General features: G+C 47.4%; 17 protein-coding genes and 1 pseudogene. 8 read left to right on the top strand and 10 right to left on the bottom strand.

Annotated elements, in window-relative coordinates; genetic code table 11:
- Positions 1–85: 85 nt before the first annotated feature.
- Positions 86–928, bottom strand: coding sequence for an ammonia-dependent NAD(+) synthetase (nadE, locus tag VV869_RS12930; protein ID WP_337735324.1), 843 nt, complete (start codon positions 926–928; stop codon positions 86–88).
- Between the two features lie 182 nt (positions 929–1,110).
- Between nadE and VV869_RS12925 the strand changes: the two genes are divergently transcribed.
- Together VV869_RS12925 and VV869_RS12920 are read left to right on the top strand one after the other, a co-directional pair.
- A complete protein-coding gene (locus VV869_RS12925; protein ID WP_337735323.1) occupies positions 1,111–1,635 on the top strand; it encodes a nicotinate-nicotinamide nucleotide adenylyltransferase in 525 nt (174 codons plus the stop codon).
- 129 nt (positions 1,636–1,764) lie between these two features.
- Positions 1,765–2,205 carry a hypothetical protein gene (locus VV869_RS12920; RefSeq protein ID WP_337735322.1) on the top strand — a complete coding sequence of 147 codons (441 nt, stop codon included), beginning with the start codon at positions 1,765–1,767 and terminating at the stop codon, positions 2,203–2,205.
- A gap of 57 nt (positions 2,206–2,262) precedes the next feature.
- On the opposite strand, the gene VV869_RS12915 is transcribed toward VV869_RS12920, so the two are convergent.
- On the bottom strand, positions 2,263–2,952 hold the full coding sequence (locus VV869_RS12915) for an AraC family ligand binding domain-containing protein (protein ID WP_337735321.1): 690 nt from the start codon (positions 2,950–2,952) through the stop codon (positions 2,263–2,265).
- A 273-nt stretch (positions 2,953–3,225) separates the two neighbouring features.
- Between VV869_RS12915 and VV869_RS12910 the strand changes: the two genes are divergently transcribed.
- A complete protein-coding gene (locus VV869_RS12910; RefSeq protein ID WP_337735320.1) occupies positions 3,226–4,335 on the top strand; it encodes a 1-acyl-sn-glycerol-3-phosphate acyltransferase in 1,110 nt (369 codons plus the stop codon).
- Between the two features lie 80 nt (positions 4,336–4,415).
- On the opposite strand, the gene VV869_RS12905 is transcribed toward VV869_RS12910, so the two are convergent.
- Together VV869_RS12905 and VV869_RS12900 are read right to left on the bottom strand one after the other, a co-directional pair.
- Positions 4,416–4,790 (bottom strand): OmpA family protein, encoded by a 375-nt coding sequence (locus tag VV869_RS12905; RefSeq protein ID WP_337735319.1) that lies wholly within the window; start codon positions 4,788–4,790, stop codon positions 4,416–4,418.
- A 245-nt stretch (positions 4,791–5,035) separates the two neighbouring features.
- Positions 5,036–5,965, bottom strand: a complete 930-nt coding sequence (locus tag VV869_RS12900; protein WP_337735318.1) for a LysR family transcriptional regulator — start codon at positions 5,963–5,965, stop codon at positions 5,036–5,038.
- 513 nt (positions 5,966–6,478) lie between these two features.
- Here VV869_RS12900 and chrA point away from each other — a divergent pair.
- On the top strand, positions 6,479–7,633 hold the full coding sequence (gene chrA / locus VV869_RS12895) for a chromate efflux transporter (RefSeq protein ID WP_337735317.1): 1,155 nt from the start codon (positions 6,479–6,481) through the stop codon (positions 7,631–7,633).
- 135 nt (positions 7,634–7,768) lie between these two features.
- On the opposite strand, the gene VV869_RS12890 is transcribed toward chrA, so the two are convergent.
- The 3 genes from VV869_RS12890 to rpoS all read right to left on the bottom strand — a co-directional run bounded on the left by VV869_RS12890 (position 7,769) and on the right by rpoS (position 9,676).
- The gene (locus VV869_RS12890; protein ID WP_337735316.1) at positions 7,769–8,311 is read right to left on the bottom strand and encodes a DUF1439 domain-containing protein; all 543 of its coding nucleotides are present in this window, start codon (positions 8,309–8,311) and stop codon (positions 7,769–7,771) included.
- Between the two features lie 80 nt (positions 8,312–8,391).
- Complete coding sequence (locus tag VV869_RS12885) at positions 8,392–8,613, bottom strand: hypothetical protein (protein WP_337735315.1); 222 nt, start codon at positions 8,611–8,613, stop codon at positions 8,392–8,394.
- A 187-nt stretch (positions 8,614–8,800) separates the two neighbouring features.
- Positions 8,801–9,676, bottom strand: a complete 876-nt coding sequence (gene rpoS / locus VV869_RS12880) for an RNA polymerase sigma factor RpoS (protein WP_337735314.1) — start codon at positions 9,674–9,676, stop codon at positions 8,801–8,803.
- A gap of 390 nt (positions 9,677–10,066) precedes the next feature.
- Here rpoS and VV869_RS12875 point away from each other — a divergent pair, with 390 nt between their 5' ends.
- Entirely contained in the window at positions 10,067–10,609 is a 543-nt protein-coding gene (locus VV869_RS12875; RefSeq protein ID WP_337735313.1) for a virion protein, read from the top strand.
- 129 nt (positions 10,610–10,738) lie between these two features.
- Here VV869_RS12875 and VV869_RS12870 read toward each other — a convergent pair whose 3' ends face one another.
- Positions 10,739–11,167, bottom strand: a complete 429-nt coding sequence (locus tag VV869_RS12870; protein WP_337735312.1) for a hypothetical protein — start codon at positions 11,165–11,167, stop codon at positions 10,739–10,741.
- Between the two features lie 419 nt (positions 11,168–11,586).
- Here VV869_RS12870 and VV869_RS12865 point away from each other — a divergent pair, with 419 nt between their 5' ends.
- From VV869_RS12865 to VV869_RS12855, 3 genes are all read left to right on the top strand, one after another.
- The gene (locus VV869_RS12865) at positions 11,587–11,793 is read left to right on the top strand and encodes a hypothetical protein (RefSeq protein WP_337735311.1); all 207 of its coding nucleotides are present in this window, start codon (positions 11,587–11,589) and stop codon (positions 11,791–11,793) included.
- Positions 11,793–11,945: a hypothetical protein gene (locus VV869_RS12860; RefSeq protein WP_337735310.1), complete on the top strand. Its 153-nt coding sequence runs from the start codon at positions 11,793–11,795 to the stop codon at positions 11,943–11,945. Before VV869_RS12865 ends, VV869_RS12860 begins: the two co-directional genes overlap by 1 nt.
- 82 nt (positions 11,946–12,027) lie before the next feature.
- On the top strand, positions 12,028–12,282 hold the full coding sequence (locus VV869_RS12855; protein WP_337735309.1) for a hypothetical protein: 255 nt from the start codon (positions 12,028–12,030) through the stop codon (positions 12,280–12,282).
- A 45-nt stretch (positions 12,283–12,327) separates the two neighbouring features.
- On the opposite strand, the gene VV869_RS12850 is transcribed toward VV869_RS12855, so the two are convergent.
- Together VV869_RS12850 and VV869_RS12845 are read right to left on the bottom strand one after the other, a co-directional pair.
- A complete protein-coding gene (locus VV869_RS12850) occupies positions 12,328–12,792 on the bottom strand; it encodes a phage protein (RefSeq protein WP_337735308.1) in 465 nt (154 codons plus the stop codon).
- A gap of 370 nt (positions 12,793–13,162) precedes the next feature.
- Positions 13,163–13,495 (bottom strand): annotated as a pseudogene (locus VV869_RS12845) (ISNCY family transposase); the annotation flags it as partial.

The raw sequence follows: 13,495 nt of genomic DNA, 5'->3' as shown, positions 1-13,495 counted from the left end.
GCGATAAAAAGGGGCGTGATGCCCCTTTTTTATGGTTTGTTGTTTATTGTTTCTCGATTTTTTTTTCCGTGTGTTCCGGGTCGAACTACGCTTGCTCTTCGTCATAGATGGTTGGGATTGGCTGACGCTTGTGCTGAGTCGCCTGATAAATTTCCACCAAACGCTCGGCTACTTCGGATTCAACCGGCTTACCTTCCAGGAAATCATCGATTTGGTCATAGGTGACCAGCAGGGCGTGCTCATCCGGTTTTTGCGGTGCCAGCTCTTCCAGATCGGCGGTCGGCACTTTCTTCACTAGCACTTCCGGCGCGCCCAGAGTTGCGGCGAGCAGGCGAACCTGACGTTTATTCAGACCAAACAGCGGCGCCAAATCACACGCCCCGTCACCAAACTTGGTATAGAAGCCGGTAATATTTTCTGCGGAATGATCAGTGCCCAGAACCATCCCACCCACTAGACCGGCGATCTCGTATTGAGCAACCATGCGGGCGCGGGCCTTCACGTTGCCTTTCACGAAATCTTGTTTAATGTGGCACTCAGGTGCCAGCGGCGTATTTTCCAGGGCTGCTAACGTACTGGCATGCAGGCCATCTACACCATTTTTAATATTCACGCTGATCGAGTGGGTCGGTTGAATAAAAGACAGCGCCATTTGGGCTTCGTCTTCATCATGTTGCTCACCATAAGGCAGGCGAACCGCGATGAACTGATAGTCGTGAGAATTGCTTTCGTCATTTAGCCGGTTAATCGCGAGTTGCGCCAGGCGGCCACAGAGGGTTGAGTCGACACCGCCGCTGATCCCAAGAACCAGAGACTTACATCCGGTTTGTTTCATCTTTTTTTGGATAAAACTGATACGGCGCTGAATCTCAAAATCGACATCAATTTCCGGTAAAACGCGCATCTCCGCGCGAATGAGCTGTTCCATAGTGAGAGAATCCTCAGGGCATTGCCCGCTTTCTAACCAAATAGCCGAACTGAAGAAAAAATTTCAGTCTTAGCATTAAACCTTTTCCAAAATCATGCGATAACTCTTTAAGAGGATCAATCCTGAACAAACGATAAAATCAAATAAATCGTAAATTGGTATAAAAAAGGGCCACATTCGCTATGTCAGTATCGATTGCCGTTTTCGGTAGTGCATTTAACCCACCGAGTTTAGGGCATAAATCCGTGCTGGAACGGTTGCAGAATTTTGATCGGGTCTTACTTCTGCCGAGCTTTGCCCATGCGTGGGGCAAAGTGATGATCGACTATGAGGCCCGTTGTGAACTGGTCGAAGCGTTCATCGCTGATTTGGGGCTACCGAATCTTGAGTTATCCCGGCTAGAGCAGGAGATGGCGGTGGATCAGGAATCGATTACCACATTTGCTGTGTTAACTGAGCTGCAGAAACGCCACCCCGACGCGCAACTGACGTTTGTCGTCGGACCGGATAACTTCTTGAACTTTTCTAAGTTCTATAAGGCGGATGATATTTTGGCACGATGGCAGGTGCTTGCCTGCCCGGAGACTGTCAATATTCGGAGTACGCAAATTCGTGACATTATTGTCAATAATGGCTGTATTTCACATTTAACAACACCGCAAGTCGCTAAAATGCTCAAAGATAGAGAACGTTATCGTTTCCAATAATTCTAAAATGACGTGTGTAGAGTTTGGTAAAAAAGGCAGGGTTTCGTGAGTTGTAGATTGATTTCACATGCCGTGTTTTTGGGCTTAAATCTGTGGCCCGCGGGGATGGTGTGGGCGCAGGCGTGTCATATGTCTGCGAATGCATCCCTGCAAATGACGGCGGAAGAACAAATTGTGTATGAGCAGCCGTGTCAGCCGGCGGCAATCGCGATTCCGGAACCAGTGGAACAGACATCCTCGAGTGAACTGACCCTGGGTGATGGAGAGGGGCAACAGGCAGGAGAAGAGGGGTTTTGGGATAATTGGGCCGGGCACAATAATTCTCCGGTGTTGTCTTCAAATACCCGATCCACCTATTACGGCGTTGGCGTATGGTTGCCGGAAAAATACCAGGATCTTGATGTGATGACGCTGGAGGATGCGCAGCAATGGATTAAGAACCACGGCTTGCAAATGAGTCTTGGCGTTGGGGGAGAAGACGGACGTTCGGCTCGGTTCCGTGTCGATTACCGCTGGCATGAAGAGCGTCTGAACGATCTCTTTTTACAAGTGGAAATCCCATTTCAATAATCTGTCTCGGTGTTTGTGCGTAAAACGGCACTGAAACCCGAGACAGTTGTCGCTGGCTTATTCGAAGTGATGACCGAGGATCGGCTGAGCCAGTGCGTTCAATGCCTGGTGGCTGGTCTGGAGGGCTTGGGCAATTTGCTCAGGCTGACGACCGGAGCGAGATAGTCGCAAAGCTTCCCGCATAGTTAAGCAAGCTTCGAACTCATTCACAGTACACCCCAGATAGGTTGGCAGCTTTTCCAACATTGCCGGTGCCGTGATTTTCTCACCTTTGATAAGTTGAGCCAGTTGCGCAGCTTGCGTTGGATTCAATCCAGGACAGATCACCTCGGTACTGACACGCAAAGTCGTGACTTGATCAGCAATCACGCTCAGCAGGTTTTTCTCAACAGATTGAGGTTGAGTCAGCGTGGTTGGATTACTTTGGTGACGTTGTAACTCATCAAGTAGTGCATGCAGCAAAGGGCTGACGGCGAAAAAGCCAGCTTCACGGCACAAGGGCGTGGTGAGCCGAGAAGAGAAGGAGACCGTGTCGAAACGCGAGCCCGGGAGCACCGTGAGGGCGTGCAGGCAGTTAAAAGGGATCCAGAATCCCTGTCCTTTCGGCACCAAAAACTCCTGATGTCCCAGCCGGAATAGCGCAGCACCTTCGTGAACGACAATCATATAGGAAATATGGCTTTTGCGGCGGGATCCCACATGGAGGAACTGCTGAAGGGTATGCGAAAATTCTATAGCTTGTTTCATAGTAAGTCTCTGGCAGAAAAGCACGCACATATTGTTCTGTTTTGTCGAAAGCGTCAATAACGTCGTAGGATTGATGATTTAATTGGCGCTTTTTTGGCTGAAATTGCTACGCTAACAACAGACATCAGGAACGAAACTGGGATAAGGTGCGTGAAATCTATGCATTTTCATGTGGTATGACCTCCAACCATTCATGATATGGGGCCATGTCATTGGGCAAACTGATAAATCTGCGTAAAATGTCGCGGTTCTTATTAAAGATGAAACATTATTGTGCAAACAACAAACAACGATATTTATAAAGAAATACGCCCTTATAACGATGAAGAGGTTAGTGGGGCGATCGCGCGTCTGGTGAATGACAAGGAATTCATTACGGCTATCCTCAACTACCGTTTCCCGCAGTTCTCCGGTGTTCTGGGCTGGCTGTTGATCCCGATGATTAAGCGCTTTTTGATTTGGAAGTGGTCAAACGTCAAGACGGTTGCTGACGTGCAGCAGCAAGTGGCACGGTACATGGAAGCGACCATTGATCACTCATGTGACGGTGTCACTCAAAGTGGTCTGGACAAGCTGGACCCGAACCAATCCTACCTGTTTATTTCCAATCATCGGGATATCGCAATGGATCCGGCGATGGTGAACTGGTGCCTGTACAAAAATAACTTCCAGACGCTTCGAATCGCTATCGGTGATAACCTGCTGAAAAAGCCTTGTGCGACAGAGCTGATGCGACTGAATAAAAGTTTCATTGTAAAACGCTCGGCGAAAGCGCCGCGTGAAATGATGAAAGCACTTGGGCTGCTGTCCAGCTATATTTCTCACTCCCTGGAGACGGGCAACTCAATCTGGATTGCCCAGAAAGAAGGCCGAGCGAAAGATGGCGACGATAGAACTGATCCGGCTATTTTAAAAATGTTCTATATGGAAGGCCGGAAGCGCAAACAGGAATTTAGCGAATTCATGGCTGGCCTGAATATTGTCCCGGTCGCGATCTCTTACGAGAATGACCCGTGTGATGTTGCTAAAGCCAAAGAGCTTTATGAGAAAGAGACCCATGGCAGTTACGAGAAAGGTGAGTTCGAGGATATCGAAAGTATCGTTCAGGGAATTGTTGGGCAAAAACGCCGGATTCATGTCAGCTTTGGTGATGTGATTCGCGCCCCGGCTGAGACGCCTGAAGCACTGGCGGAAGCGATCGATCAGCAGATCGCCGTCAACTATCATCTGTTCCCGGCCAATTACATTGCAGCCGGTATTGAGGATGAAACTGCCACTGAAGCAGAGAAGGCCCGGTTTACAGAGAAGCTATCGGGTTTGCCACAAGGGGTCGCGGATATCCTGAAGAAAATGTACGCTTTCCCGGCGTTGAAAAAGCAATAAAGCAATAGAGTAAAAACCAGGCAGCAGTGCTGAGACTGCTGCCTGCTTTTGGCAAAGGGGCGGCGTTGACTGGTTGGCAGTCAGAAAGCGGGTTCCGAGATTGGGCTGAGCGTTCGGACGATGACCTGGGGCGACAACACCTCAACCCGGCGATTGCGCTGCCTTTCTTGTTGTTGATCCACATTCGTGACAGGGTCACTATTTCCGGCTGCAACCAGCTGGATTCGTTCCTCCTCGATGCCAAACACGGATGCAATGTAAATTGCGACCGTAAACGCGCGCTCGTAGGAAAGCACCACATTCTCTTCTTCTGTACCACTGTCATCACTGTGGCCAATCACAATGACGTAACTGTCTGGGTGCTGTCGCAGGCGAATGGCAATCGGATCCAGCATACGCTGACCATCATCAGTGAGCTGATAACTGTCTTTGTCAAAGTAAACGATTTGCCGCATTTCGGGAAGCTCTGTCAGCAATATCGCGGCAGGGGGGACAGCAGGCGGGCCGGATCGCTCCGTATTCTCAGTGACCCTGTCACCTTCCGTTCCGCACGCCGTTAACAGCAGACTGCTAAACAGCACACTGAATAGAAGAGAAAGCAACTGTGGGCGACCTGGCATTGCGGAACCCGGAATGATCAAACACTCCTTTAGGTTTAGAACATCTGTCCGGATCCACAACTGAATTGTTGAGACGAAGGCTAGCCTTGGGTGATCGGATTGAGCTCGCGGTATGGCGGCACCGACATGCGCTCTGACATGAAATCGATAAATGAACGAACCTTGGGTGCCAAATATTTACGGCGCGGGTAGACGGCGTAGATTGGTAGCTCGACATCCGCTTTCCATTCCGGCAACAACTGCACCAGCTTTCCGGTATCGAGCTCGTCGGTGATCAGATAAGTGGCAAGATAAGCGATCCCCAGTCCGGAAATTGCAGCCTCCAACACTGCCGGGGCATTATCAATTCGGTAGTTCCCACGGGCACGAACGGATTGGCGAACGCCATCACGGACAAATTCCCAGTTCACGTATTTTCTCTCCCGGCTCTGGTAAGTAATGCAGTTATGTTTGCGCAGCTCCCCCGGAGATGCCGGAGCGCCGTATTCGGCCAGATATTCAGGGGAAGCGACCACCGCGAATCGGCAATCCGCTAATTTGCGTGCAACCATCCCCTCCGGCGGATGTTCATGGATGGCGACCCAGCAGTCAAACCCTTCTTCGAGTAGGTTAGGGCGGTGGTCAAACAGGCTAACCTCAAGCTCCAGATCCGGGTGAGCCTTCTGAAACTCGGCCAGAGCTGAGGTGATGTGCGAGTTTCCGAATGACTGGGCAATACCGACCCGTAAGACGCCTTTAATCTCATTGCGATAGCCCGCCACCATGGCTTCGGCTTCACTGACGGTATCCAACAGCTGTTGGCCATATTCAGAATACTGCAGGCCGATCTCCGTGAGCGCAACGGCGCGAGTGCTTCGCTGAACTAACTGGCACCCCAATCGCTCTTCCAACATTCGAATCTGTTTGCTGACCTGTGATTTTGAAATTCCGAGCCGTTCTGCGGCGCGGGTAAAGTTCTGTTCATGGCCGACAGTTGCCAAGATCACCATTTGTTGAAGATTTTCTAGCATAAGGGGAGGACCGCAATTAATAGACGCTGAAATTATACCATTGATAGTTAGGCGGTAAATGGTTCAGTCATCAACCTGTGACAATGTCACACAAATCTTCACCAGTGCTTGTTCGTCGATATGCTGCTTTACCAACTGTGCCTTACAAGCCATCTCCAATTTCACCGTAGCACTTGTTCCGTAGCTATGCCGCATGTTGCCTGAAACGGTACGGTGCACAAAGCGATAGCCCTTCGCAGTTCCAGCATATTTTTCTGATTAATCTCAATCATGTAACGTGTCGGCGTGGTGGTTTTATTTGTTTATTTTCAATTACTTAAAGTTATCGTTTCTGGCTGGGGATAATGTGGTGGGGTGTTTTGTTATTAAATTACAACCGGGGTCGTGTGTTAGTGAAATCTTCTGTTTACTAGAATCTGAAGATTCTATTGATTTCAATCATTCACTGTATCAAGCTGAACGATTTCATTAATGAACTTGGCGCGAGTATGATTCAGGCTCCGAGGAGGTGTTATGTATCTAACCGTTTTGTTTCGATTTTTTGTGCTGGGGCTCTATAGTTTCGGAGGCCCGGCAGCCCATATCGGCTTTTTTCAACGTGAGTTTGTTCAGCATCGAAAGTGGCTAAGCGAGCAAGACTTTACGCAGGCAGTTGCGTTGTGCCAGTTTTTGCCCGGCCCGGCGAGTAGCCAGCTGGGAATGTATATTGGCTATTCAAAAGCCGGTTATCTGGGCGCATTGGCAGCATTTATCGGATTTACCTTCCCGTCATTTATCCTGCTGACGGTGTTGGCGATGGGGGCTCATGAGTACGCCGGCAATGCGATGATCGAGAGTGTGATTAGCGCCGCGAAGCTATTGGCTGTTGTCGTGGTTGCTGATGCGTTATGGGGAATGGCGAAGAAAAACCTCACAAATGCCATCACCATAGGGACAGCTGCACTCACCGCGATTAGTGTTTATTTCAGTGAAGGCCTCCTGGGGCAAATTGTCCCGATCCTATGTGCTGCAGGCGTTGGTTACGTGATTGCTTTGAGCCGATTGGCGTCTGAGACATCGGCTGCGCACTCAGCTTCACCTATCCGACCAAACCTTGTTTTACTTGGCGTGTTTATAACCCTGCTGATTGGGTTGCCGTTTATCTCGGAACAATCAGCTTGGATTAACTTATTTAATATTTTCTACCAGGCGGGGAGCTTCGTGTTTGGCGGCGGGCATGTGGTGCTGCCGTTACTCGAGCCTTTGGTTCATGGCATCGTGAATAAAGAAACATTCCTGAGTGCGTACGCCTCAGCACAGCTTGTGCCAGGACCGATGTTTACAATGGCCAGCTATCTTGGTTCGGCTGCCATGGCAGAGAATCCGTTGCTTGGTAGTGCAGTGGCAACACTGGCTATTTTTCTACCCGGCGGGTTATTGCTTTTCGCGTTTCTGCCTGCGTGGTACGCACTGATGGCACATCCTAAACTCAAGTTGTCTTTGATTTTAGTGAATGCAAGTGTAGTCGGATTGCTGGCAAGTGCTTTTGTTTCCCCCGTGATTCAGACTTCGATTACGTCAGTTCTGGATGTCGCAGTCGTCATGATCGGTTATGGTTTGCTGAAAAATCGGCAATGTCCGGTGTGGTTACTAATCATCATATTCACCGGTTATACGTTGTTTATCTAACCTAAGGAACGGATAAGCAAGAGATTCGTGCAGCGGCCATGAGTGCCGCTGTATTTTGATTACTCTAACGCACTATAACTTAATGATGTTGCCCTAAAACCTCTAATCACATCAAAACAAAAACAAACGAGCTGGTTATAGCATCTGTACAACCAGAGCATGATTCTTAATTTTCAGCTCAGGACGAGCTGTCTTAAGCAACGATTGCTTCATATCTTCATCATCCAGGCGATAGACGGGTTGTGTGAGGATAAGATTCCCGACCATCTCGATGATAGGTGAGAGTAGCTGTTTGGCTGCGAAATTATTGAAGGTATCCGGGGTGAGATCGAGCGACTCTACCTTTAAGTCCTTGAGGAAAATCGCCCCCTCGTTTTTGTCGTAATATGGGATGGCACTGAAGTTTGCCTGAATTGCGACTTCCTGTTGCGGCTGGCCGGTAATCATAATCTTGGCATGAGATTTCGCATCTAGATTCACCCGATCATTAGTAACCCGACCAATGCCGATTTTCAGATCGTTAAATTTTACATTGGCATGCGCAAAACCTTTAACGCCAACCGTCCGTTCATAGCTGGCACGGCTATCTAAATAATCCTGGATCTCTGATTCAGTCACACTGTAACTTACGCAAGACACCAACATTGTCAGACAGAGCAGGACAAGAATACTTCTCACTGAGCACACCTAATCACTCATCAAAATATTGATAAGTATTAACCTTGGCCCGTCATGCTGCCAGTGCGGTTTCGAGATGGTTAAAAGCAGTGTTTAAATTCTTCTTTATAGAGGTCGGCGAGTTTCTTCCTGTATTTATCACCTTGCTTGCTGGTGTATCCCTGGCGCATTTTCTTTTGTATTTTTTCAATTTTCGCCCGGGTTTTTAAGCACTTCTCCTTAGAATCACTTTTTGCATCTGCAGTAAAAGCACCAGTCATCGCGATGCAGACAATCATCGTCACCATTGTTTTATGAAACATACACTAAGCTCCTATTTCAACCAGGCATTGATGATAAGGGAGATCTCAGCGAGCGATGAAGATATTGCAAATTGTATTGGGGGAGGATACACAGGGACGATGAAATCGCTGACAACTCAATTTCGCGAAAGTGCGAAGAGGATTCAGAAGAGTGCCTTACCAGGGGAAAAGCACTCTTCGTTGTTTGTTATGCCGTTTCAGAAAAGAGGACTTCTAAATCGTAGTTACATCGTAACAGGTTGTTTCTTAGTTTCTTCAGCGAGTTCACTTGCAATTGACGGATTCGTTCGCGTGTCAAACCGACTTCATCCGCGACTTGTTGTAGGGTTTGAACCTCATAGCCTAAGAGGCCAAAGCGCCGGCAGATGATCTCTTTGTCCCGATCGTTCAGACAGTCCAAAACAGAAATTGCAAGGCTCGCAACATCCTCGTTGCCAATCACTGTGTCTGGTTTCATTGATGAATCATCTGCGATGAAAGCCGAAATGCTCTGAGAGTTACTATCATCAGAAATCGCCTGATCGATCGAGACGACTGGGGTATCTAAGGCCAGTACCGTAGAAATTTCTTCAACATTGCGTTCTAACTTTTTCGCAATATCTTCGTGGCTTGGTTCCTGACTCGAGCTTTTCATTAACTGCTTATGCGTTCGAATGATCGTATTAATCTCTTTGGAGACATGTACGGGGAGGCGAATGGTACGAGCCTGGTTGTGAATCGCTCGCTCGATGGTTTGTTTAATCCACCAAGTTGCATAGGTTGAAAAGCGAAATCCTCGTTCAGGATCAAATTTCTCAACTGCGGTGATTAAGCCGATATTTCCCTCATCGATGAGATCACTCAGCAACATGCCACTGCTGCGGTACTTCTTTGCGATACTTACCACAAGTCTTAGATTGCTCTCAATCATCGAAGATTTTGCACTTCGGTCGCCGAGTAAACTTTTTCGGCTATACTGCGCTTCGTCAAACTTTGACAATAAAGGTTTTTGTGCAATATCCTGCAAGTATAAATGTATTACGTCAACGTCAAAACCGTTGATATCATTTCCATTGATATCCATATGATTACCCTCATTAATTTACAAATTTATCGTTATTATTATTTCCACACAAAATTACACTACCATACGGATATGACATATTCTATTCAACAAAGGTCATATTATTGTTTTTAAGTATAATTTTTTGTTATCGATAATTTTTTTATATTCACTTTAAAATTGTCAGACATATTTTGTTTAAATCGATATGTATATCAGTAATAGACGGTGATTCTGCGCCTAAACACTATCTCGTTGTGATATTTTTTTGGTTAGGTTGTTGATTTTTGATGGTTTTGTTTGGGGGTCTTTGGTTTTAGATTGTTTATTTCTGCTTACATGATTCATTTATTCCTTACATTACTATGGTCGAATAGCTGTCATTCCTAGTATATCGTCTGAGAATTACATATGGAGCAACTGAATATGAAGGCGTTCCATTTTTTAAACGTACAAAATTTCACAATTTTTATGCTTTCCAGACTATTCCGAAAATTCAAGCGTTATATTTATGCTTACCGACTGAAGCTCATTTGCGCTCCCGCTAATAAAAAAATGCGTGGTGTTGCACGGGGTATCCGAAACCATAACCCATTAAATATCGAGTACAATCGGCGCAATCAGTGGGAAGGCCAGGTTGGACATGATGGTCGTTTTGTGATCTTCGTAAGTCCGGTCTATGGTTTTCGGGCCGGAGCACGTGTATTGCGCAGTTACCAACGACGCAATATCAATACCGTTCACCGTATCGTTCATACGTTTGCACCCAGCCATGAGAACAACAGTGATCATTACGCCAAAATGGTCAGTCAATGGTCTGGCTTTGGCCTGCATCAACCGCTGGATGTCAGCAGGGATGATACCACTACCAGAATCATTCAAGCCATGGCCAGAATGGAAGTCGGACACCAGTATCCCCTGAAGGAAGTGATGAAAGGGGTCCAGTTAGCATAACGCAATGGGGACTTTGTTATCCTGTAACCTGGCGTCAGGGAGAGCATCTGCCGGGAAGAGTTGAATGCCTTATCTGATTGAACAGAGTAAGGCATTCATCAGTAAAATCGCTTGATTCAGAAGAAGATTCTAAACAGTGAAAAACCCAATGGAGTACAGCAAGTGCAGCGGGCCAGCGACGACAATGTACGATGCCCAGAAACAGATTACCGTGATACAGAAAACACGAAAACTTGAATGAAAGGTGTACTCACTCGAAGCAACAATTTCATTGTTGTTCAGATGAAATCTCCGCGACATTAAAAATGCCAGAACAACATACAATCCCGTAAATGCAAGTCCCGGGATGTTTGGTGGCACGAAAGGCGCAGAGAAAATAAGCCCGATAATAAAGACCACTCCAAGAACCGCCGTCAGCTTTGTGTGGTTGTCTTTCTTCATGATGGCGAAGTTAGCCCACAAGAAATAAATCAATCCGACCGGCCCACCAAGCGCACCACAGGCAACTTGTCTTGGCGAATAAATTCTAGTAATGGCAGTATTTTGAGTGTTGACCATGTCTGAGTAAAACCTTTTAGACGAATAAAAAAACAAGAGAATTCACGATAGTGATGTGTCTAATATCAACGACCAACGCTCCGAGTAAATCTCTGCTTTGTAACCTTACGGGTCACTTCTCAGTAATTCTGTAATTTTCCGCACTGTCACATCCGCGGCATCTATCGCCGTCAGCGTAGCCGGGATGGCTATCGGTGCCAACGTGCTCAAGCACATGAAGCAAAAAGGATGGCTCTTCAGTTTAGTGGCTTCCGGTGGCCTGTCGCTGTTCCAGCAGTGGCAAACCAACAAAGCATACCGACCGCATCCGGTAAGCCGAGACCCAGGCTAAAATCCGCCTGATTGAAACCAGCGACACCAACGCCGCCGAGCTGGACCGGCTCAGCATCGCCCAGCGTGGTTGGAAGGACGAATACCTGTTGCTGATTACCACCACGCCGCTGGTCTTGTGCTTTGTGCCCGGCATGGTGCCGTATATCGACGCCGGGTTCGCCGCCTTAAACACGGTGCCGGAATACTATTGGTACGGCTTGGCAATGGTCTACATCGACTCGTTTGGATTCCGCCGGATGCTGCGGCAGGCTATCGAGAACTGGCATAAAAATAGGTTGGGGGAGCTACGTTAATGGACGTCTATCAAACGGTGCTGGTTGCGGCTGCAACCGGCTTTTTCTCAGCATTTGGCACCGGGATTGCCATGAAAACGGATATTGCGTGGATTAAGAAAATTGTGGAAACACATGAGGCACGCTTGAGAAACTTAGAGAAGAATTACTAAAAATAAGACTCTAGTCACAAGCACACAAAACACAACACATATACTGTTAAGGCCTAACTCACCACAAACCTAAAGGGGTGCTATGACAATTTCTAAAGCGGAATTTATCAAAAAAAACGAAAGCACTATTCAGGAAGTATTTGAAGGGATAAAGCAAAAGTTTGAGCTTAAATTGACTGAACACGGTTATGTTAGTATTGAAATTCCAATTAAACCTTCTTTTGCTGACGGGATTATTATAGAGGCTGAACATCGCCTTCATAATTATCTCACTGAGCTTGGCTGGCAATTAAATAGTAGCTACAGCGAAAAAACACTAAAACTTGAAATCCGCTAACAAAGCCCGCAATCGCGGGCTTTTTCATAACTACAGGCGGGCGAATTACTTGCTGGCACGTTTGGCTTGTGCCTTACGGTAGGCCTTCTTTTTATCTTTTGTCACGGTGTCACTTCGTGGCTCTTTCAGGCGGCGGCCACCACGGAACGGTAATGGCGTGACGACATTGGAGCGTACCGGCACATAATCCAGCTCGTACATCCGTTTCAGGGCATGGAACTCGTCAAACCGGAGCGCCCACGATTCCAATTCCTTGGGACTGAAGCGGCGGCCCTCGGGCGTGACAATCACGCAGTATTCCTCATCAATCCGGAAACCTTGCCAGCGGGTATCATCCGGCAGGTAGCCACGGGCCCGGATAATCAGCAATTTTTCCGCCATCGGATTCACATCAATTTCGCCGGACAGCCAGCGTTTGACGGTAATGGGTCGGACATGAAACCATGCCGCAGCCTGGTCGATATGGTCGAAAGTACGCCAAAAGAGTCGTTTGAATGATTCATGCAGCATGATGAACCTCGCAAAATTAATCGGTTTATCTACGTTTTTTTCGATTGATTGCAAGGCTATTGATTTCTGTTTTCTATCAATCGGGCAAAAATCGCCGACAAATGTCATCATGACCAACAGACCTTGTTCTCAGGCGTTCGAAACTACCGGGTAATCAAAGGGCTTTAAATTGGCTTGATGTTGTTTAACTAACTGTTTCAAAAGGTTTTTGTGGCGATATTGTGGCGGGTGTCCAGACTGACTCAATAAATGTTAAATTCATCTTCCCCCTGTTTACCCTAATTTAAAATGTCCTGTTTGACTCCCAGATTCAAATGTCTCTTCTCAAGGTAGTTCATCCTGCTCAGAAACTGGCTATAGAGCAGGGAAGTCAGGGTTTCTTCCGGCTACTAGCTCTGAATTGTTCAGGGTGAACGAGTACCGGGTTCAGTGCTTCCAATTGCCGGATAGCACGTTGTTGCGCGGTACGTTTCGGCGCTTTTTTGCTACGGCTGCGTTTCTGTTGCTGCTCGAATTCTTCCTGCTTGGCCTGGGCAAATTTCAGCACGGCGCCCAAACGCTTGTTCTCGACAACCTGGCCCTGATCAACATCAGCCAGCTTGTCGAAGGTTTTAAATGCCAGTTTACGATGGCCATACTGGATGGCGATGGTGCCATCGGGCCGGTCAAGTACCTTGACCACTTGATTCACCAGCCGCTGGTT

The organism is Photobacterium sp. MCCC 1A19761 (assembly GCF_037389125.1).
GTDB lineage: Bacteria > Pseudomonadota > Gammaproteobacteria > Enterobacterales > Vibrionaceae > Photobacterium.
The sequence above is the reverse complement of the archived record's forward strand: the minus strand, read 5'-3'. Positions and strand labels throughout refer to the sequence as shown.